Genomic DNA, 19,291 nt, shown 5'->3' on the forward strand with positions numbered 1-19,291 from the left:
CTGATACGGCCCGGCGCCTTTACAATGTAGATTCCTTACGCCCGGGTAGATCCAGGCCGCCGGGGTTGCTCGCGGGGTGGTCGCGGATGGCTCGCGATCAGATCACGGGAGCGGCCTCGGGGCCGTCGGTCGGCTAGCGTCACCGGCATGCCCCTCGCCTCGATTCCCAGCCCTTCCCAAGGGGTGTGGTATCTCGGATTCGTCCCGATCCGGGCCTACGCGTTGTGCTTCATCGTCGCCATCGGGTTCGGCATCTGGCTGAGCGAGCGCCGCTGGCGCGCCCGTGGCGGCGAGCGGGGCACGATCGGCGACATCGCGATGCCCGCGGTGATCTTCGGGCTGGTCGGCGGCCGGCTGTACCACGTCCTGGTCGACTGGCAGACCTACTTCGGGCCGCGCGCGATCAAGGAGCCGTACCAGGCGCTGTTCGTCTGGGAGGGCGGGCTCGGCATCTGGGGCGCGGTCGCCCTGGGCGGCGTGGGCGTGTGGCTGGCCTGCCGCCGCCGGGGGCTGCCGCTCGGGCCGGTGGCCGACACGATCGCGCCCGGCATCGCGTTCGGGCAGGCCATCGCCCGGTGGGGCAACTGGTTCAACCAGGAGCTGTACGGCAGCCCGACCACCCTGCCGTGGGGCCTGGAGATCGACCAGGCGCACGGCGGCCTGCCGGGCACGCTCTACCACCCGGCGTTCCTGTACGAGTCCCTGTGGGACGTGGCCCTCGGCTTCGCGCTGATCCTGGCCGGCCGGCGGCTGCGGCCGGACCGCGGCCGGCTGTTCGCCCTCTACGTCGCCGGTTACACCGCCGGACGGTTCTGGATCGAGGGGCTGCGCATCGACCCGGTCGGCGGCGTGGACCACGCGGTGACGCTGCTGGGCCTGCGGATCAACCAGTGGACCTCGATCGTGCTGTTCGCCGGCGCGCTGATCTTCCTCTGGGCGACTCGCCACAAGGAGCACGAACCGGCCCTTGAGCCCAGTCGCTGACGGCCGGGACGGCGTCAGCCGGTCGGGACGCCGAGCAGCCGTCGCAGGTCGGCCACCGGCTGGACCCCGGAGACCGGCGGACGGCCGTCGATCACCAGGCTGGGCACGCCGGTGACGCCGTGCCCGGCCGCGCGACGCCGGTCGGCGCGCACCTGCTCGGCGTAGGCGTCACCGGCCAGGACGGCGCGCGCCTCCGCGCCGTCCAGCCCGGACTGAGCGGCCAGCCGCCCCAGGACCTCCGCGTCGGCCACGTTGAGCCCTTCGGTGTGGTACGCGTACAGCAGCGCCTCCAGCATCTCCTCGGCCCGGCCGCGGGCGGCGGCCAGCTTGACCAGCCGGTGGGCGTCGAAGGTGTTCACCGGCCTGGCCAGGTGCAGGTTCAGCTCCAGGCCCTCGGCCGCGCCCACCTCCCGGATGTGGGCGACGCGGGCGGGAGCCCGCTCCCCCCACCAGCCCGCCATGGCCTCGGCGGCGGTCGGGCCGGGGATGCGGCCCTCGTCGGGCGCGAGTTCGTGGCTGCGCCAGACGACCTCGACGCCGTCGCGGGCGGGGTGCCCGGCCAGCGCGCGGGACAGCCGTCGCTTGCCGATGTAGCACCAGGGGCACAGCACGTCGGCGTAGATCTCAAGCTTCATGAACGTCCTGTCCTGATCGGGGAAGCGGTCGGGGGGCCAGGACATCGTGCAATCTCAACCGCGCTTGAGGTCAACCCGGCCGCGGAAGGCCGCGCCGGGAGTCCGGCGCGGCCTCGCTGAGGGGCGGGCTCAGCGGGTCGTGATCTCGCTGACGGACAGGTTGCCCCAGGTGTGGTTGGCGGCCTTGACGACCAGGCGCACCTGGGTGGTGGTGACCGGCGCGGGCAGCGGCACCGAGCGCCGCTCGACCGTGGCGGTGTTGCTCGCCCAGCTGATCGCCGCGCCGGCCGTCCGGGTCACCCAGGCCGAGCCGTCCCAGGTCTGGACGTCGAGGGAGGTGATGCCCTGGCCCTGGCCGAAGTGGGTGGCCAGCACGACCTCGCCGACCGTCCTGGGGTTGGGGAAGGTGAGCGTGATGGTCCCCGGATAGGTGACGCCGGAGGACGGGCTGGCCCAGGTCGTGTAGTCCCAGCCGTCGGTGAGGGCGGCGGGGGTGGTGCTCTGGCCGTCGCCGAAGGAGGTGGTCACGGTCGCGGCCGGCTCGGACCGGCCCGCGCCCGCCGTCCGCTGGACGGCGCCGAGGTCGGGCATGCCCGAGGGCAGGGCCGTGCCGGAGACGTCGCGGCCGCCGTCGGAGGCGATCTCCAGGCCCTGCCGCAGGACCGGGGACGACGCCGTCGGCAGGTAGCCGGACAGGTCGGCGAGCGTGGTGGCGGCGCCGGGCGCGGTCAGCAGCGGGTTGCCGGACAGGGCCGCCCGGTCGCCGCCGGGGACCGGGCCTGAGTAGTAGAGGTTGCGGTCGTACTGCACCGCGCCGCCGTCGTTGTAGGGCAGGTTGGCGCCGTTGTGGATGACGTTGTTGCGCAGCCGGACGTTGCTCACCGAACTGCTCCACACCTTCACCAGGCTGAAGGAGGCCCGGTCCGGATGGTTCTGGATGAACGGCGTCAGCGGCACCCAGATGGTGTTGTTGTAGGCGTCGATGTTCCTGGTGTTGGTGGAGAAGGCGAAGACCTGGTTGGCGTCGTTCTGGCTGACGTTGTAGCGGATGGTCGCCTCGGCCGGTCCGGTGCCGGTCGAGACGGCGATGAAGAAGCCGCCCTCGTTGTCGTGGCTGAGGTTGTACTGGACCAGGCTGCGGTGGACGGAGGCGTCGGCGTCGAAGGCGTTGCCGTCACTGGCCAGGCCCCAGTACTTCGTCCCGGACACCTCGTTGAACTGGACCACGGTGTCGTCGGCCCCGGCCCACCAGATGCCGACGTTGCCGTGGTTCTGGGCGGTCCTGGCGACCCGGTTGCGTTCGACGAGCGCGCCCCGGGCCTGCATGACGGTGATGCCGCCCGCCGAGATGTCGTGCACGTCGTTGCCGCGGACGACGACGCCCGTGCTCGGCGTCCAGGGCCGGTAGTCGGCGGCGGGGATGCCCATGAGGTCGCTCCACAGGGACGTCCAGCCTTCGCGCTGCATCCACTGCGACCAGGTGACGATCCCGTACGAGCGGGAGTCGGCGACCTCGTTGCCCTCGATGAGCAGGTCCTGGTAGTAGGTGGCGGTGTTCTTGCCCAGCGCGCTGACGATGATCCCGCCCGCCGACGGGTTGGAGGACTGCGAGCCGGAGGTGGCGCCCTGGATGGCGTGCACGTAGTTGCCGCGCACGGTGATCCGGGGGACGGCGCCGAGGTCGGTCGCGGTGACCGCGATGCCGATGCGCGGCGTGCTCCCCGACCCGGTGTTGGTCACCTCGAAGCCGTCCAGGACGACGTCGTGCAGGTCGGCGAGCTTGACGGCCGCGTCCACGACGCCGCCGCCGGCGATGGAGGGCCGGGCGCCGGCGCCGTAGGAGGTGAAGGTGACCGGGCTGCCGGCCGAGCCCGAGCCGCGCGGCGCGAGCCGCCCGGTCCACTGGCCGCCGGCCTTGAAGCGGACGGTGTCGCCGGGCTGGAAGGTCTGGGCGTTGATCTTGTCCAGGGTCCGCCACGCGGTGGACGGGGAGTGCCCGTCGGCGGCGTCGTCGCCGGCGGGGTCGACGTAGTAGGAGGTGGCGGCGTAGGCCGGGGCGGGCGCGGCCACGAAGGTCAGGACCAGCGCGGCGCACGGTAAGAGAACTCGGAACACGGCAACTCCTTGGGAGGTGACGGTCGGGCGCCCGAGTTACTAATTAATCAAGGTTTAATATCTTGCCTGAAGAGGGTCAGGTCAAGAGGGAGATCCACGTCGTAGAGAAGCTCGTCCACGTGGTTGAGCGCGTGCCGTACGGCGCCGAGCACGACGGCCTGGTCGGCGAGGGTGGAGATCTCCAGGGCGGGCGGTTCGAGGCAGAGCGGGTCCAGGTGCCGGCGCAGCGGCTCCATGAGCACGTCGCCCGAGCGCGAGACGCCGCCGCCCACCACCACCAGGTCGGGGTCCACGGTCAGCACGATGGCGGCGATGCCCTCGGCCAGGTCGTGCGCGTACTGCTCGACCGCCCACCGGGCGGCGGGGTCGCCGTCCCTGGCCGCGGCGAAGACCAGCCCGGCCACCTCCTCCGGCGCGGCGCCGGGGGCGAAGCGCGCCAGGTGGTCGGGGGCGCGGTGCCAGCCGACCAGGTGCAGCGCGCCGATCTCGCCCGCCATGCCGCGCCCGCCGCGGTGCAGCTCGCCGCGCACCAGGATGCCGGCGCCGGTGCGCACGCCCGACAGCACGAACACCACGTCGTCCACCTCGCGGGCCACCCCGACCCACCGTTCGGCCAGGGCGGCGAGGTTGCAGTCGTTCTCCACCAGGATCCGGCAGCGGTAGTCGCCGCCCACCTCGGCGGCCAGGTCCAGGCCCGTCCACTCGGGCAGCCCCACGCACAGGCGGACCGTCCCGGACGGGCTCACCACGCCGGTGGTGCCCACGGCCACCGACAACACCTGGTCGGCGGTGACGCCGGCGTCCCGCAGCGCGGCCGCCATCGTCGCGCGGACGGCCGCCAGCCGCTCGGCCCTGCCGTAGTCGGCCTGCACGCGGGTGAAGCCGAGGCCGACGGGGTCGCCCTCCAGGTCGGTCACCTGGGCGCGGACGCTGGAGGAGCCGATGTCGACGCCGACGACGTAACCGGTCGTGGCCCGGAACCGGTAGAGGCGGGCCGGCCGGCCCATCTGGCCGGCCTCGGGGGCGACCTCCTCCAGCCATCCGTGCCCGTGCAGCTCCTCGACCAGGCCCTCCACGGTCGGCCTGGACAGCCCGGCGCGGCGGGCCAGGTCGGTGAGCGGGACGACGCCCGCCGCGCGGATCGCCCGCAGCGTCGCGATCATGTTGATCCGCCGCAAGCGATGTGCGTCGCTTCCTTGGAGCGCGACCTTCCGCATGGACCCCCCTTGACAGTGCTGCCTGGCGACCAATACAAACAGGGACTAATAAAAACAGCTTTAATTACTAAGTGGCAAACCGGAAGGACATCGATGTCGGAACCCGTCGTCACGCTCGCCGTCGCGGGCGCGGGGCTGCGGAGCACGCTGTACGCCCGCCGGGCCCTGACGACCGGCCGCGCGAGGATCGTGGCCGTCGCCGAGCCTGATCCGCGACGCCGCGCCGCCTTCGCCGCCGAGCACGGCATCGCACCCGGCAACGTCTTCGCCGACTGGGCCGACCTCGTCGCGGCGGGCCGGCTGGCCGACGCCATGATCATCGGCACCCAGGACCGGATGCACGCCGAGCCCGCCGTCGCCGCGGCCGACCTCGGCTACCACATCCTGCTGGAGAAGCCGATGGCCCCGACCGAGGAGGAGGCCGCGCGCATCACCGAGGCCGCCGAGCGCAACGGGGTCATCCTGGCCGTCTGCCACGTCATGCGGTACACCGACTACACCCAGGCGCTCAAGTCGCTCGTCGACCGGGGCGCCGTCGGCCAGGTCATGAACATCCAGCACCTGGAGCAGGTCGGCTGGTGGCACCAGGCGCACTCCTTCGTCCGCGGGAACTGGCGCAACGAGGCGGAGTCGGCTCCGCTGCTGCTGGCCAAGGCCTGCCACGACCTCGACTGGATGGCCTACATCAAGGGCAGTCTGCCGCACCGGGTGTCCTCCTTCGGCGATCTCGTCTATTTCCGCGAGGAGCAGACCCCGGCCGGTGCCACGGCCAACTGCCTCGACTGCCCGGTGGAGGCCACCTGCCCGTACTCGGCCAAGCGGCTCTACCTGGGCTGCCTGGGCGACCCGGACAAGGAGTGGTGGCCGCTGTCGGCGGTCACCGCCGACCACACGGAAGCGGGCGTGCTGACCGCGCTGCGCGAGGGCCCGTACGGCAGGTGCGTGTTCGCCTGCGACAACGACGTGGTCGACAGCCAGGTGGTGAACCTGGAGTTCGCCGACGGCGCCACCGCCTCCTTCACCGTCACCGCCTTCGCCGCCCTGGAGCACCGCAAGACCCGGATCTTCGGCACGCACGGCTCCATCGAGGGCGACGGCGTGCGCCTGCGCCTGCACGACTTCCTCACCGACCGGATCACCGAGATCGACACCCGGACCGGCGCCGGGGCATCGATGGCCGGCGGCCACGGAGGCGGCGACGACGGCCTGATGGACGCCTTCCTCGACGCCGTGGCCTGCGGCGACCCGGCGCTGATCCGTTCCAGCGGTCACGAGAGTTTGGCCACGCACCGCGTGGTCTGGGCGGCCGAGCGCGCCCGCCTGTCCGGCACGGTGATCACTCTCGCCGAGCCCTCCCCCCTTGAAAGGTGACAACCATGACCAACGTCCTCTCCCGGACGGCCGCGCTGGTGGCGGTCGGCGCGCTCGCGTTCGGTGTGACCGCGTGCGGCAACAAGAACAGCGGCGCCCCGGCCGGGCAGGCCGGGCAGAAGTCCCTCGTCTACCGCTCCTCCTGGGGTGAGCAGGAGCCGCAGGCCAAGATCTTCAAGGCGATTCTGGACGACTTCGCCAAGCAGAACAACGTCAAGGTGGACGCGAAGTTCGTCGGCCGCAAGGGCACCGAGAACCTGCCCACCGAGATGGCCGCCGGCCAGGGCCCCGACCTGTTCGACGTCGCGACCGACAACCTGCCCGGCTGGCGGGCCCAGAACCTGAACGCCCCGCTGGACGACCTGCTCACCAAGCAGGTGCCCGGCGAGGGCAAGACCGTCGGCGACGTGCTGCCCGACTCGGTCCGGCAGGCCGCCTCCGACGACAAGGGGCTGGGCTTCCTCCCGCACACCGTGATCTCCACCGCCGTCTGGTACGACGCCGCCAAGCGCCCCGAGCTGGCCGCCAGCCCGCCGCGCAGCTGGGCGGACCTGATCGCCTTCCTCGACAAGGAGAAGGCCGCCGGCCGGACCGGCATCGGCCAGGACGGCACCATCCCCTTCTACAACGTCTACTGGTTCTACTCGGCCCTGGTCCGCGCCAACGGCGCCGGCAGCCTGCTGGCGCTGTCGAAGGACGCCGCCGCCTGGGACAAGCCCGAGGTGCTGGCCGCCGCCAAGCAGGTCGAGCAGCTCACCAAGGGCGGCTACTTCCAGAAGGACCACATGGCCACGAAGTACCCGGCCGCGCAGGACGACTGGGCGCAGGGCAACTCCGCCCTGAACATCAACGGCACCTGGCTGGCCAGCGAGGTCAAGGCGAAGACCCCGGCCGGCGCCAAGATCCGCTCCTTCCAGCTCCCGGCCGGCGGCAAGGACTCCGTCGAGGTCGGCGCGCTCGGCTGGGGCGTCAACGTCAAGGGCAGGAACGTGGAGACGGCCAAGGAGTTCCTGGCCTTCGCGCTGCAGAGCAAGTACCTGAGCCGGATCTCCACCGAGGCGCTCAACATCCCCTCGCGCCCCGACATCCCCGCCCCCGACTTCCTCGCCGACGTGCAGAAGGCGATCGCCGAGGCGCCCGCCGTGCACAAGACCTACGACACCCTGGCCGCCGACAAGGCGTACTGGGTCGACCTCCTGCTGCCCCTGGACGACCAGCTGCTGGCGGGCAAGATCGACGCCGCCGAGTTCGTCGCGCAGGGCAAGAAGAAGACCGCCGACTACCTCGCGAACAAGGGCTGACATGGCATACGGCTCCCTCGTTGCGGAGACGGCGCTCCCGTCGCGGGATCCGTACCGCGGCAAGATCCTGCGGCCGGCGCGGGAACGGGCCTTCTGGCCCTTCCTGCTGCCCGCGCTCGCGCTCTACACGCTGCTGTTCGTGCTGCCCTCCTTCTACGGCGTGTGGGTCAGCCTGTACCGCTGGGCCGGTCCGGGCGCCGAGATGGAGTGGCGCGGCCTGCGCAACTACCAGGCGCTGCTGCGCAACGACGCGTTCCTGCAGTCGTTCGCCAACACGTTCCTCCTGGCGGTCGCGGGCGGCGCGCTGGTCTTCGGGATCACGTTCCTGTCGATGATGGCGCTGCGCCACCTGAAGGGACGGGCCTTCATCCGGTCCGTCGTCTTCCTGCCGATGATCATCTCGGCGATCGCGGTCGGCGCCGCGGTCGGGTTCCTGCTCAACCCCGGCGGCGTCGTCAACCAGGTGCTGGGCTGGGCGGGCATCGACGGGCTCCCCTGGCTCGGCCCCGACCTGGTCTTCCGGTGCGTCATCGGCGGGCTGGTCTGGTCCTCCACCGGCTTCTACATCGCGCTGATGATGTCGGCCGTGGACGGCATCCCGCCCCACCTGTACGAGGACGCGGTGCTCGGCGGCGCGACCAAGTGGGAGCAGTTCCGCCACATCACGCTGCCGCTCACCTGGGACGTGTTCGCCGTCGCCGCCGTGTTGTGGGTGGTCAACAGCCTCAAGGTGTTCGAGATCGTGATCGCCTTCACCACCGGCGGCACGCCCGGCGCCCCGCCGCTGCAGGCCAGGACCGTGGCCGTGCAGCAGTACACGGTGATCACCGGGGGCGGCGTGCCCGAACTGGGGTCCGGCGCCGCGATGGGGGTGGTGGTGACCCTGATCACCATCGTGCTGATCGTCCTGGTGCGCCGCATCACCCGCCGAGAGAGCGTGGAGCTGTCATGACGACCGTCCCGGTGAGGCGTCCGCTGGCCCGGCTGCTGGGCGACCTGCTGCTGCCCCGGCTGACCGCCGTCGCGCTGTGGGCGTGGGTGGTCTTCAACCTGGCCCTGGTCGCCTGGGTCGGCCTGCAGTCGCTGAAGTCCTCCGGCGAGGTGTGGCTGCACCCGTTCGCGCTGCCCGACTCCCCCGCCTGGGAGAACTACGACTCGGCCTGGCAGGCCGGCCAGTTCTCGATCGCCGCGCTCAACAGCGTCGTGCTGACCGCGCTCGGCGCGTTCCTCATCGTCGTGATCGCGGCGCCCGCCGCCTACGCGCTGTCGCGGTCGTCGCGGCGGATCGCCGGGCCGATCACCGGGTTCTTCGCCGTCGGGCTGAGCATCCCGCTGCAGACCATGGCGATCCCGATCGTGGTGGCCAAGCTGTCGGTCTACACGTTCATGGAGGACTGGGTCACCGGCTGGTGGGACAACCGCATCACGCTGCTGGTGTTCGAGGTCGTCCTGTCGCTGCCGTTCGCGGTGTTCGTCCTGACCGGCTACTTCCGGTCGCTGCCCAGGGAGGTCGAGGAGGCCGCCGAGCTCGACGGCGCCGGGCCGCTGACGGCGTTCGTCCGCGTGATCGCGCCGCTGGCCCGGCCGGGCCTGACCACCGTGCTCGTGCTCAACGTGATCGGCCTGTGGAACTCCACCCTGCTGGTGCTGCTCATCACCCCGCTGCCCGAGGAGCGCACGCTCCCGGCGGCCCTGCTCAACCTGTACTCGACCATGCAGTACAGCTCCGACTGGGGCGGCCTGTTCGCCGGGATCGTGATCCTCATCTATCCGATGGTCATCCTCTACATCTGGCTCGGCCGGCGGGTCGTCGAAGGCATGACGGCCGGTATCGGCAAATGACCTGGAAAGGACGCCCGCTCTTGCGCGTCATCGTCACCGCTTTAACGCTGTTCGCCGGACTCCTGGCCGCCACCCCCGCGCAGGCCGCGACCGGCACCACCTACTACGTCGACGCCTCGGCCGGCGACGACGCCGCCGACGGGTCGAGCCCGGCCACCGCCTGGCGGAGCCTGGACAAGGCGAGCGGGCTGCGGCTCGGCCCCGGCGACCGGCTGCTGTTCCGGGCCGGGCAGCGCTGGACCGGCCGGCTCACCCTGAAGGGCGCCGGCAGGCCCGGCGACCCGGCGACGGTCGGCTCCTACGGCCAGGGCGCCAAGCCGCTGATCGAGGGCGGCGGGCTCGACGGCGCCGCGGTCACGATCGCCGACGTGCACGACTTCGTCGTGGACGGCCTCCAGGTGACCAACAGCGACGGCCGGGCCGTCTACCGCACCGGCGTCAACCTGTACGCCAAGGACTCCGGCAGGCTGGCGAACGTCACCCTGCGCAACCTCGACATCCACGACGTGGACGGCGCCGGCGGCCACAGCGTCGCCACGGCCGGGCTGCTGATCTCGATCAGGGGCAACCGCACGCCGACCTGGTTCGACCGGCTGGTCATCGAGGACAACGAGATCTCGAAGATCGGCTCCTACGGGATCATCATGTGGTCCACCTGGTCCCGCCGCAACGGCATGACCAGCCTCTACCCGGTCGAGACCGGCATCCCCGACAGCGAGGTGGTCGCCTGGACGCCGAGCACGGGCGTCGCCATCCGCGGCAACCACGTCCACGACGTGACCGGCGGCGGCATCACCCCGATGCACACCAAGGGCGCGCTCGTCGAGGGCAACAAGGTCGAGCGGGCGGTGACCGGCCGCACCAAGCCGACCGGCGGCAACGTCGGCATCTGGTGGCAGGGCAACGACGACCTCGTCGTCCAGCGCAACGAGGTCAGCGGCACCGGGTTCAACGGGCCGGGCTCCGACGGGCACGGCTTCGACTCCGACGCCGACAACAACCGCAGCGTCGTGCAGTACAACTACAGCCACCACAACGACGGCGGGTTCTTCATCGCGGTGTCCTTCGCCGGCGCGCCCACCCGCGACACCGTGGTCCGCTACAACGTCAGCGAGAGCGACGGCTACGAGGTGTTCGGGCTGTCCACCGCCACCCACGGCACCGACATCCACCACAACACCGTCTACGCCGACGGCCGGGTGGTCGAGGTCAAGCCGCCGCTGGCCGGGGCCGGCAGGTACCCCCTGGGCAAGGTCGTGCGGATCTACAACGACGCCGCGGGCGTCACGGTGCGCGACAACGTGTTCCTCAACGCGGCCGGCGCCGGGTTCGACGGCAAGAACGGCGCGATCTACGACCACAACCTGTACTGGGGCACGCCGCAGCCGCCGACGGGGCCCGACCACAAGGCGATCGTGGCCGACCCCCGGCTGGCCTCGCCCGGCTCCGGCGGCCTGGCCGGCTACCGCCCGCTGGACGGCTCGCCGGTGTTCGACGCGGGCGTGAGCGTGCCCGCCGGCTCCGACCTGGCCGGCACGCCCGTCCCGGACGCGGCGCCCGACCTCGGGGCCTACCAGCGGGCCGTCCCGCTCCCCCGGGTGAGCAGCACGTTCACGCCCAGGGGGCACCTGGAGCGGCTGGCCGACCGTGACCCGGACACCTTCTGGCAGAGCGTGCCCCGGCCGCGGTTCCCCGGCACCGTGGACCTGACCTACGCCGTGCCGCGCACCTTCGGCCGCGTCGAGGTGAGCGGCTCGCCGGACATCGCGTTCGACGTCCAGACCTCCGCGGACGGCCGTACCTGGCAGACCAGGGCGAGCGGCGCCAAGCAGGCGGTGACGCTGCCCGAGACGGTCACCACCCGCCGGGTGCGGCTGGTCGTCACGGGCGAGGGCCGCTTCCGGATCGGCGAGGTGCGGCTGAGCGTGCCCGCCGCGACCGAGCCGTACCTGCCGCCCGGCGGAGTGCCGGTGGCCACCTCGTCGTTCGTGTCTGCGTCGGCGCTGGAGAACCTGATCGACGGCGACCCCGGCACGCCGTGGGCCTCGGCCTCGACCGGGGTGACCTTCCCCGGCGACATCACCGTCGACTACCGCACGCCGCGGACCGTCTCCGAGGTCACCCTGCACACCGCCTGGGCCAAGGGCCAGGGCGTCACGGACGTCTCGCTCCAGACCTGGGACGGCGACTCCTGGGTCACCCGGGTCGACCACCATCTCATCGACTGGCCGTCCAGCAGCGCCACCGTCGAGACCAGCACGATGCGGCTGCCCGCGCCGGTGTCCACGCAGAAGATCCGGCTGATCGTCCACCAGGCGAACCTCGAATGGGGCAACCTCGCCCTCTACGAGATCGTCACCCGCTGACCGGATCAGGAGAGTGAAGGCATGACTCAGGTGCTGTCGGGAGCGATGCATTACTTCCGGGTCCTTCCGGAGCAGTGGCGGCAGCGCCTGGCCATGCTGCGGGCCATGGGCCTGGACACCGTCGAGACGTACGTGGCCTGGAACCTGCACGAGCCGCGGCCCGGCCGTTTCGACTTCACCGGACGGGCCGACCTGGGCCGCTTCCTGGACCTGGCGGCCGAGGAGGGGCTGCGGGCGATCGTGCGGCCGGGGCCCTACATCTGCGCCGAATGGGACAACGGCGGCCTGCCCTGGTGGCTGCTCGCCGACCGGGACGCCCCGCTGCGCTGCCACGACGAGACCTTCCTCGGCCACGTCGGGCGCTTCTTCGACGAGGTGATCCCGATCGTCGTCGCCCGGCAGGTCACCCGCGGCGGCAACGTGAGCATGGTCCAGGTCGAGAACGAGTACGGCTCCTACGGCTCCGACCGGCGCTATCTGGCCTGGCTGGCCGACGGGCTGCGGGAGCGCGGCGTGGACGTCCCGCTGTTCACCTCCGACGGCGCGATCGACCACATGCTCTCCGGCGGCACGTTGCCGGGCGTGCGGGCGACGGTGAACTTCGGCTCCGACCCCGAAGGCTCCTTCGCCGAGCTGGCCCGCTTCCGGCCCGAGGACCCGCCGGCGTGCATGGAGTTCTGGAACGGCTGGTTCGATCACTGGGGCGACACCCACACCACCCGGGACGCCGCCGAGGTGGCCGGCATCCTGGAGCGCATGCTCGCCGCGGGCGCGTCGGTCAACCTCTACATGGCCCACGGCGGCACCAACTTCGGCACCTGGGCCGGCGCCAACCTGGGCGGCGACCTGCAGGACGGCGCGTACCAGCCGACCGTCACCTCCTACGACTACGACGCCCCGATCGACGAGCGGGGCGCGCCGACCGAGAAGTTCTGGGCCTTCAGGAAGGTGCTGGCCGCCCACCGGGGGGGCCGGGTGCCCGAGCCGGAGCCGCTGCCGCCGACGCTGCCGCCCGGCGCCGTCGAGCTGACGCAGTCGTTGCGGCTGTTCGACGCGCTGCCGCCGGTCGCGGCCCGCTCGGCGCGTCCGCCGACGTTCGAGGAGCTCGGGCTGGCCCACGGCCTGGTGCTGTACCGGGCCACCGTGCACGGGCCGCGCGGTCCGTACGAGCTGCACGTCGACGGCCTGGCCGACCGGGCCCACCTGTTCGTGGACGGCGACCCGGTGGCGGTGCTCGAACGGGACCGGCTGACCGGCGTGCCCGTGGCGGTGCCCGGCCCGTCGGCGGTGGTGGAGCTGCTGGTCGAGTCGATGGGCCGAGTCAACTACGGCCCGCGGCTGGGCGACCGCAAGGGCATCGTCGGCGGCGTGCGGCACGAGCGGCAGTACGTGCACGGCTGGGAGGCCGTGCCCATCCCGCTGGACGACGTGTCCGGGCTGCCGTGGGGCCGTACGGGCGCGACGACCGGGCCGGTCTTCCACCGCGGCACGCTCACCGTGGCCGAGCCGCGCGACGCCTACCTCGCCCTGCCCGGCTGGACCAAGGGGTACGTCTGGGTCAACGGGTTCTGCCTGGGCCGCTACTGGGACCGGGGCCCCCAGCGCACCCTCTACCTGCCCTGGCCGCTGCTGCGGGCGGGCGGCAACGAGCTCGTCGTCCTCGAACTGGACGGCTGCCGGGAACCGGTCGTGGAGATCCGCGAGGAGGCCGGCCTTGGCTAACCCGTGCCCGGTCGTCGTGCCCCGCCTGCAGCAGTGGGACGGCGGCGCCGGCGTCCTCCCCCGGGCCGCGCTGGCCAGGGTCGTGAGCGACGAGATCGGCCTGCGTGACCGGCTCGTCCGGGAGATCGGGCAGGTCGCCGGCCTGACCCTGGCCGCGGCCGGCGGGCCGGCGGGCGCCGGTGACGTCGTCCTGACCCTCGACCCTGCGCTCACGTGCGAGGCTGGCGGCGCCCGCTTCGCCGAGGAGGGCTACCTGCTCGCCGTCACCGGCGAGCAGGTCCGGATCTCCGCGCCCACGCCCACCGGCCTGTTCTACGGCACGCGCAGCCTGCTGCAGATCCTGCGCACCACCGCCGGCCTGCCGGTGGGCGCCGCCGCCGACTGGCCCGACTACCCGGTGCGCGGCTTCATGCTGGACGTGGGCCGCCGCTTCTTCACGCCGGGCTTCATCCGCGAGCAGCTGGCCGTCATGGGCTGGTTCAAGCTCAACGAGCTGCAGCTCCACCTCAACGACAACGGCTTCCTGGCCCCGGACGGAACCTGGGCGGAGGTGCAGGCGGGCTTCCGCCTGGTGCCGGAGGACCCCGCGCTGGCCGGGCTGGCCTCGGCCGACGGCGCCTACGACCGGGCGGACTGGGACTCCTTCGAGGAGGCGGCGGCGGCCGAGGGCGTCACCCTCGTCCCCGAGATCGACGCGCCCGCCCACTCTCTGGCGTTCGTCCGGTTCCGTCCCTCGCTGGGGCTGGGCGACGACCATCTGGACCTGTCGAAGCCGGAGTCCACGCAGTTCGTCAAGGACGTGTTCACCGAGTTCGTCCCCTGGTTCCGCGGCCCGCACGCGCACTTCGGCGCCGACGAGTACCTGGCCGACGAGCCGCGCTACCGGGAGTTCTTCAACGCGATGGCGGCCCACCTGCGGGCGCTGGGCAAACGTCCGCGCGCGTGGGGCAGCCTGACCAGGATGGCGGGCGGCGTCCCCGAGGGCTACGACCGCGACGTGGTGATCAACTGCTGGGCCACCGTCTGGTACGGCCCGCACGAGGCCGCGCGGGACGGCTACTCCTTCGTCAACACCAGCGACTCCCTGCTCTACATCGTCCCGGCCGCCACCTACTACCACCCCGACGGCCTGGACGGCGAGTACCTGTACGACCACTGGGCGCCGCACGTCTTCCCCGACGGCCAGAGCGTGGCCCCCGGCGATCCGCGGCTGCTGGGCGCCATGTCGGCGGTGTGGAACGACATCACCGCGGCGCCCTACACCGAGGACGACGTGCGCGACCTGGTCGAGCCCACCTTCGCCGTGCTGGCCCAGAAGATGTGGAGCGGCGCGGGCGGCCTGCCGTACGACGCCTTCATGGACGCCGTACGGCAGGCCGGGCGCGGGGACATGCGGCCCTGACGGCGGCACGGGGTACGTCAGGGGTGGACGGCGGGCACGATGCGCCAGTCGCGCTGGAAGACGAGGTTGTGCAGGTCGGCGGCGGCGACGGCGCGCAGGACGGGGACGAGTTCCGCCGCCTGCTCCGCGTCGGTGACGTTGAGCGGCCACTCCCCCACGGTGGCGCCCCGCAGGTGCGGATGGTGGAATCCGGCGCCGTAGTGGGCGGTCAGGGTGATCGGCGCGAGGCCCGCCGCCCGCTGCGCCGGCCACGACAGCGTCCAGGCGGCGAAGCTGCCGCCCGCGGCGTCGGCCCGGGTGCCGGTGGCCTCGACGGTGCCGGCGCCCAGCAGGAGGTGCCGGTCGAACTCGGCCAGCACCTGCCGGGCGGGCGCGTCGAGGAGTTCGACGGCCCGCCGGAAGGCGTCCTGCTTGCCCCGGCGGGTGACGTGCCCGGCGTGGGTGCCGTCGCGCAGGTCGGCGAAGTGGCGGACGAGCGCCTCAAGGGGGGCGGGGGGAACGTTCATCGGTGGTCCTCTCGATGGTCGGACGGGTCCGGCCCGCGCAGAGCCCGCGCGAGCAGCCGGAGAAGGGGACGGCCGGGGCGCAGCACGTCGCCGTGGACGGCGCCCGGCGGGCGGAGCAGCCGCACCGGGACGCCGTCCGCGCGCAGCCGTCGCGCGTAGGACTCGACGTCGTCGTGCACGGGGTCGTCGCGGCCGACGGCGAGCACGGCGGGGGCGACCCCGGCCAGGGTGGGCGCCTCCCAGTGCGTGGTGTACAGGCGGGTGCCGTCGGCGTCGCGGACGGCGGCCGGCCGGTCGCCGCGCCAGGCGCGCCAGGCCCGGCGCAGCGGCTCCGCCTGCGGGAACGCCGACGGCGAGCGCTGGTAGGACGCGCCGGCGCAGTCGGGGTCGAACGGCGGGTAGGCCAGCACCTGCGCGGCCAGCGGCAGGCCGCGGTCGCGGGCGGCCAGGGCGGCGACGGCGGCCAGCGTGCCGCCCGCGCTGTCGCCGCCCACCGCGAGCGGGATCCCGGCCGCCCGGCCGCGGGCCCAGGCGAGGGCGGCGAGCACGTCCCGCACGGCGCCGGGGTGGCGGTGGCGCGGCGCGAGCCGGTAGTCGACGCTGATCACCGCCCAGCCGGACCAGGCGGCCAGGGCCGCGGTGGCGTCGTGCCAGCCGGCGGCCGAGCCGCGCTGCCAGCTGCCGCCGTGCGCCCAGACCAGCAGCCCGGCGGGCGGCAGGCCCCGCGGCCGATGGACGCGGACCGGCACGGGATGCGAGCCGGGAAGGACGAGACGCGACCACGACGGCTCCCGGCGTCCGCCGGTCACGGCGATCACCGCGCCGCTGGGCTGAGGATCCATGAGGTGCTCCGCGGAGAGAGGGATCGGCGGGTCAGGCGGGCGCGCGGTCGCGCCGGCCGCGCAGGAAGATCGCCGCGACCAGGACGCCGAGCAGGACGAGCGCGGCGTTGACCGCGATCGCGACGGTGACGCCGTGCAGGACGGCCGCGCCGGTCACGGCCCCGGCCGTGACGGCGGTGACGATCGCGGACATGATCGGGGTGCCCATGGTGATGCCGATCTGCTGGGACATCGAGGCCAGACCGGTGGCCAGGCCCTGCTCGCGGTCGGGCAGGCCGGTGGTGGCGGTGACCATGAAGCCGACGATGACCAGCATGTTCCCCACGCCGCCCAGGAAGGTGGCGGGCAGCAGCAACGCCATCGAGCCCGAGGTGCCGCCGAGGAGCAGCAGCGCGCCGGTGCTGACCGCCTGCAGCAGCCCGCCGCCGACCAGCACGGTCACGGTCGAGGTGCGGGCGATCGCCTTCGGGGCGAGCAGGCCGCCGGCCACGGTGCCGAGACCGAGCACGCCGAACGACAGCCCGGCGGCCAGGGCGGTGAAGCCGAGGGTCTTCTGCAGGTAGAGGGTGAGCAGGTACACCAGGGACGTCTCGGTGACGAAGGCCAGCAGGCCGAGCAGGTTGCCCCACGCCACAGTCGGCTTGCGCAGCACGTGCAGCGGCACGAGCGGCGCGGCGGCGCGCCGTTCGACCAGGTGGAACAGGCCGAGCAGGACGGCTCCGCCCAGCAGCCCGGCCAGGGCGAGCGGGTGGGTCCAGCCGTGCTCGCCGGCCTGCGTCAGGCCGTAGACGACGCCGAGCAGCCCGAGGGTCACGCTGAGCGCGCCGGGCAGGTCGAGCCGGGGACGGTCGGCGGGCCGGGACTCGGCGATGACGGCGGGCGCGACGATCAGCACGGCGAGGGCGACGGGCACGTTGACGAAGAACGCCCAGCGCCAGGAGAGCAGGTCGGTCAGGACGCCGCCGAGCACGGCCCCCGCGGTGAACCCGGCGGACATGAGGGCTCCGTTGAGGCCGAGCGCCTTCTGCCGCAGCGGCCCTTCGGGGAAGGACGTGGTGAGCAGGGCGAGCCCGGCCGGGGTGGCGGCGGCCGTCGCGAGGCCCTGTGCGATGCGGGCCACGATGAGGACGTCGGGGGTGGGGGCGAGCCCGCCGGCGAGCGAGGCCGCGCCGAGCAGCGCCAGACTGCCGAGGAAGATGCGCTTGCGGCCGACCAGGTCGCCGATGCGGCCGAAGAAGAGGGTGAAACCGGCCGCGCACAGGGCGAAGGCGGTGGCGATCCACTGGAGGCCGGACAGGGAGAAGCCGAGGTCGTCGCCGATGGCGGGCAGGGCCACGTTGAGGATCGAGAAGTCGACGGCCAGCATGAACTGGGCGACCAGGAGCACCGCGAGGACGAGGCGCAGGCGGCCGGTCAGGCGCGGTGGCGGGGCCTGGGCGGCGGACGTGGGCAGGGGTGTGGTGGTGGTCATGGCGGGGCTTTCTCTCGGGCGTGCCGGTCGGCATGCCGCCGTAAACGGTTCTTTAGTTCCGTTAAGATGCGAGAACAGTAGCACCGAATCGCCGTTAAGGGAACTATGGTTCCGATAAGGGTTCGCACGAGGAGGAGTCCGTATGGCCGCCGTCCCACCGCCGGGTGCCGTCCGTCCTGGTGGGCGTACCGCCCGCGTCCGCGAGGCCGTCCTGCGGGCCGCCGGCGACACCCTGGTCGAGAAGGGCTTCGCCGGGCTCGACCTCGCCGACATCGCGCGCCTCGCGGAGGTCGGCAAGACCACCGTCTACCGCCGCTGGGGCACGCCCGGCGCGCTCGCCGCCGACCTCCTGAAGGACATGGCGGAGACCTCGCTGCCCCGCGCCCGCAACGGCGACGTGCGGGCCGACCTGCGCGACAACGCCCGCCTGGTCGTCAAGACCCTCACCGACCCCCGCCAGGGACGCCTGTTCAGGGCGCTGATCGCCGCCTCGCTCTGCGACGGGGAGGCCGCCCGGGCGCTGCACCGCTTCTACGCCGTCCGCATCGAGGAGTGGGCCGGCTGCGTCACCGACGCGATCGAACGCGGCGAGCTGCCGCCCGGCACCGACCCGCGCCGGGTGATCGCCGCCGTGTCCGCGCCCCTGTACTACGCCCTGCTCAACACCGGGGAGGCCCTCGACGAGGCCGCCGCCGACCGCGCCGCCGCGGCGGCGCTGGCCGCGGCCCGCGCCGGAGCCCTGTGAGCCCCGTGAGCCCTGTCAGATCTTGAGCTCGGCGTAGACGGTGTCGAGGTAGCCGGTGAAGTCCGCGGTGTACTCCCGGTACCGCCTCCGCCAGCGCTCCAGGTCGGCGGCCGACACCGCGGAGCCGAGCACCGCCGTCAGGTGGGCGATGAGGAAGGTGTCGTCCTGGCCCGCCTCGAACCGCACCCGGCTCTCGACGATCTCGAACCGGCGCATGAGGTCGAGGCGGAGCAACTGGTAGAGGAAGGACTCGGCGGCGAACCTGAGGGACTCCGGCATCTCCTTCGAGATCGACTGCGGGCCGTGGTACCAGGACAGGTAGACGGCGTCGTCGAAGATCTCGAACCGGTACGTCGCGGTGTCCTCGATGTAGGCCAGGTCCACCGGGCAGATGTGCCGGTAGTCGAACAGCGCGACCGTGCTCATGACGAGCTCCTCGCGCAGCTCCTCCGACAGGGTGGAGTTGTCCTTGCCCGCCAGCCTGGCCCAGCTGGTGCGGTCGGTGGCGCGGCGTGAGATGGCCAGCTTGTCGCCGGGGTTGAGCATCGCGACCCGGACCTGGTGGGGGAAGTGCCGGGACCTGGTCAGCCGGGCCGACACGTAGCGGGCGCTCGGGCCGCAGAAGGCGTAGAAGCCGGTGGCCTCCAGGCTCGCGGTCACGTTGAGGCCGAAGGCGTACCAGCTGAGGGTGTTGCGGAGCTTGCGCGGGGGCGTAGGCATGCACAGATCTCGCTTCGTCGCCGAGTGTCGCCACGATCCCCGATCCCGTTCC

Annotated in this window: 16 protein-coding genes; 9 read left to right on the forward strand and 7 right to left on the reverse strand. The window is 72.7% G+C overall.

All coding sequences use genetic code 11. The annotated features are described in order from the left end of the window. Positions 1-147: 147 nt before the first annotated feature. On the forward strand, positions 148-984 hold the full coding sequence (gene lgt / locus ABT158_RS32885) for a prolipoprotein diacylglyceryl transferase (RefSeq protein ID WP_352360114.1): 837 nt from the start codon (positions 148-150) through the stop codon (positions 982-984). A gap of 14 nt (positions 985-998) precedes the next feature. Here lgt and ABT158_RS32890 read toward each other — a convergent pair whose 3' ends face one another. The 3 genes from ABT158_RS32890 to ABT158_RS32900 all read right to left on the reverse strand — a co-directional run bounded on the left by ABT158_RS32890 (position 999) and on the right by ABT158_RS32900 (position 4,897). Beyond that, positions 999-1,619, reverse strand: a complete 621-nt coding sequence (locus ABT158_RS32890; RefSeq protein ID WP_352360116.1) for a DsbA family oxidoreductase — start codon at positions 1,617-1,619, stop codon at positions 999-1,001. Positions 1,620-1,748: 129 nt separating this feature from the next. Continuing rightward, the gene (locus ABT158_RS32895; RefSeq protein ID WP_352360118.1) at positions 1,749-3,734 is read right to left on the reverse strand and encodes a right-handed parallel beta-helix repeat-containing protein; all 1,986 of its coding nucleotides are present in this window, start codon (positions 3,732-3,734) and stop codon (positions 1,749-1,751) included. Between the two features lie 47 nt (positions 3,735-3,781). Continuing rightward, positions 3,782-4,897: an ROK family transcriptional regulator gene (locus tag ABT158_RS32900; RefSeq protein WP_352360120.1), complete on the reverse strand. Its 1,116-nt coding sequence runs from the start codon at positions 4,895-4,897 to the stop codon at positions 3,782-3,784. A gap of 147 nt (positions 4,898-5,044) precedes the next feature. Between ABT158_RS32900 and ABT158_RS32905 the strand changes: the two genes are divergently transcribed. Genes ABT158_RS32905 through ABT158_RS32935 form a run of 7 tightly spaced genes read left to right on the forward strand, consistent with a single transcriptional unit; the run spans position 5,045 to position 14,955 of the window. After that, positions 5,045-6,322: a Gfo/Idh/MocA family protein gene (locus ABT158_RS32905; RefSeq protein WP_352360122.1), complete on the forward strand. Its 1,278-nt coding sequence runs from the start codon at positions 5,045-5,047 to the stop codon at positions 6,320-6,322. 5 nt (positions 6,323-6,327) lie between these two features. Further along, positions 6,328-7,623, forward strand: coding sequence for an ABC transporter substrate-binding protein (locus ABT158_RS32910; RefSeq protein ID WP_352360124.1), 1,296 nt, complete (start codon positions 6,328-6,330; stop codon positions 7,621-7,623). Between the two features lies 1 nt (position 7,624). Then, a complete protein-coding gene (locus ABT158_RS32915; RefSeq protein WP_352360126.1) occupies positions 7,625-8,575 on the forward strand; it encodes a carbohydrate ABC transporter permease in 951 nt (316 codons plus the stop codon). Further along, positions 8,572-9,465 carry a carbohydrate ABC transporter permease gene (locus tag ABT158_RS32920; protein WP_352360128.1) on the forward strand — a complete coding sequence of 298 codons (894 nt, stop codon included), beginning with the start codon at positions 8,572-8,574 and terminating at the stop codon, positions 9,463-9,465. The genes ABT158_RS32915 and ABT158_RS32920 overlap by 4 nt, the downstream gene beginning before the upstream one ends. A gap of 20 nt (positions 9,466-9,485) precedes the next feature. Then, on the forward strand, positions 9,486-11,831 hold the full coding sequence (locus ABT158_RS32925) for a discoidin domain-containing protein (RefSeq protein WP_352360130.1): 2,346 nt from the start codon (positions 9,486-9,488) through the stop codon (positions 11,829-11,831). A gap of 21 nt (positions 11,832-11,852) precedes the next feature. Then, positions 11,853-13,553, forward strand: a complete 1,701-nt coding sequence (locus tag ABT158_RS32930; RefSeq protein WP_352360132.1) for a glycoside hydrolase family 35 protein — start codon at positions 11,853-11,855, stop codon at positions 13,551-13,553. Continuing rightward, positions 13,546-14,955 carry a beta-N-acetylhexosaminidase gene (locus ABT158_RS32935; protein ID WP_352360134.1) on the forward strand — a complete coding sequence of 470 codons (1,410 nt, stop codon included), beginning with the start codon at positions 13,546-13,548 and terminating at the stop codon, positions 14,953-14,955. The genes ABT158_RS32930 and ABT158_RS32935 overlap by 8 nt, the downstream gene beginning before the upstream one ends. A gap of 17 nt (positions 14,956-14,972) precedes the next feature. On the opposite strand, the gene ABT158_RS32940 is transcribed toward ABT158_RS32935, so the two are convergent. From ABT158_RS32940 to ABT158_RS32950, 3 genes are read right to left on the reverse strand one after another with little or no spacing between them, the layout of a single operon-like run. Next, positions 14,973-15,461 (reverse strand): hypothetical protein, encoded by a 489-nt coding sequence (locus ABT158_RS32940; RefSeq protein ID WP_352360136.1) that lies wholly within the window; start codon positions 15,459-15,461, stop codon positions 14,973-14,975. After that, positions 15,458-16,303, reverse strand: coding sequence for an alpha/beta hydrolase (locus tag ABT158_RS32945; RefSeq protein WP_352360138.1), 846 nt, complete (start codon positions 16,301-16,303; stop codon positions 15,458-15,460). The genes ABT158_RS32940 and ABT158_RS32945 overlap by 4 nt, the downstream gene beginning before the upstream one ends. Before the next feature lie 31 nt (positions 16,304-16,334). After that, a complete protein-coding gene (locus tag ABT158_RS32950; protein WP_352360140.1) occupies positions 16,335-17,774 on the reverse strand; it encodes an MFS transporter in 1,440 nt (479 codons plus the stop codon). Positions 17,775-17,916: 142 nt separating this feature from the next. On the opposite strand from ABT158_RS32950, the gene ABT158_RS32955 reads away from it, so the two are divergent. Continuing rightward, positions 17,917-18,519, forward strand: coding sequence for a TetR/AcrR family transcriptional regulator (locus ABT158_RS32955; RefSeq protein ID WP_352360142.1), 603 nt, complete (start codon positions 17,917-17,919; stop codon positions 18,517-18,519). Between the two features lie 15 nt (positions 18,520-18,534). On the opposite strand, the gene ABT158_RS32960 is transcribed toward ABT158_RS32955, so the two are convergent. Further along, complete coding sequence (locus tag ABT158_RS32960) at positions 18,535-19,239, reverse strand: hypothetical protein (RefSeq protein ID WP_352360144.1); 705 nt, start codon at positions 19,237-19,239, stop codon at positions 18,535-18,537. Positions 19,240-19,291 lie beyond the last annotated feature (52 nt).

This window comes from Nonomuraea sp. NPDC001636, from assembly GCF_040298265.1.
Classification (GTDB): Bacteria; Actinomycetota; Actinomycetes; order Streptosporangiales; family Streptosporangiaceae; genus Nonomuraea.

Coding starts and splice junctions, on each gene's coding strand:
- lgt (WP_352360114.1), top strand. CDS start 148: ATGCCCCTCGCCTCGATTCCCAGCCCTTCCCAAGGGGTGTGGTATCTC.
- ABT158_RS32890 (WP_352360116.1), bottom strand. CDS start 1,619: ATGAAGCTTGAGATCTACGCCGACGTGCTGTGCCCCTGGTGCTACATC.
- ABT158_RS32900 (WP_352360120.1), bottom strand. CDS start 4,897: ATGATCGCGACGCTGCGGGCGATCCGCGCGGCGGGCGTCGTCCCGCTC.
- ABT158_RS32905 (WP_352360122.1), top strand. CDS start 5,045: ATGTCGGAACCCGTCGTCACGCTCGCCGTCGCGGGCGCGGGGCTGCGG.
- ABT158_RS32910 (WP_352360124.1), top strand. CDS start 6,328: ATGACCAACGTCCTCTCCCGGACGGCCGCGCTGGTGGCGGTCGGCGCG.
- ABT158_RS32915 (WP_352360126.1), top strand. CDS start 7,625: ATGGCATACGGCTCCCTCGTTGCGGAGACGGCGCTCCCGTCGCGGGAT.
- ABT158_RS32920 (WP_352360128.1), top strand. CDS start 8,572: ATGACGACCGTCCCGGTGAGGCGTCCGCTGGCCCGGCTGCTGGGCGAC.
- ABT158_RS32930 (WP_352360132.1), top strand. CDS start 11,853: ATGACTCAGGTGCTGTCGGGAGCGATGCATTACTTCCGGGTCCTTCCG.
- ABT158_RS32940 (WP_352360136.1), bottom strand. CDS start 15,461: ATGAACGTTCCCCCCGCCCCCCTTGAGGCGCTCGTCCGCCACTTCGCC.
- ABT158_RS32945 (WP_352360138.1), bottom strand. CDS start 16,303: ATGGATCCTCAGCCCAGCGGCGCGGTGATCGCCGTGACCGGCGGACGC.
- ABT158_RS32950 (WP_352360140.1), bottom strand. CDS start 17,774: ATGACCACCACCACACCCCTGCCCACGTCCGCCGCCCAGGCCCCGCCA.
- ABT158_RS32955 (WP_352360142.1), top strand. CDS start 17,917: ATGGCCGCCGTCCCACCGCCGGGTGCCGTCCGTCCTGGTGGGCGTACC.
- ABT158_RS32960 (WP_352360144.1), bottom strand. CDS start 19,239: ATGCCTACGCCCCCGCGCAAGCTCCGCAACACCCTCAGCTGGTACGCC.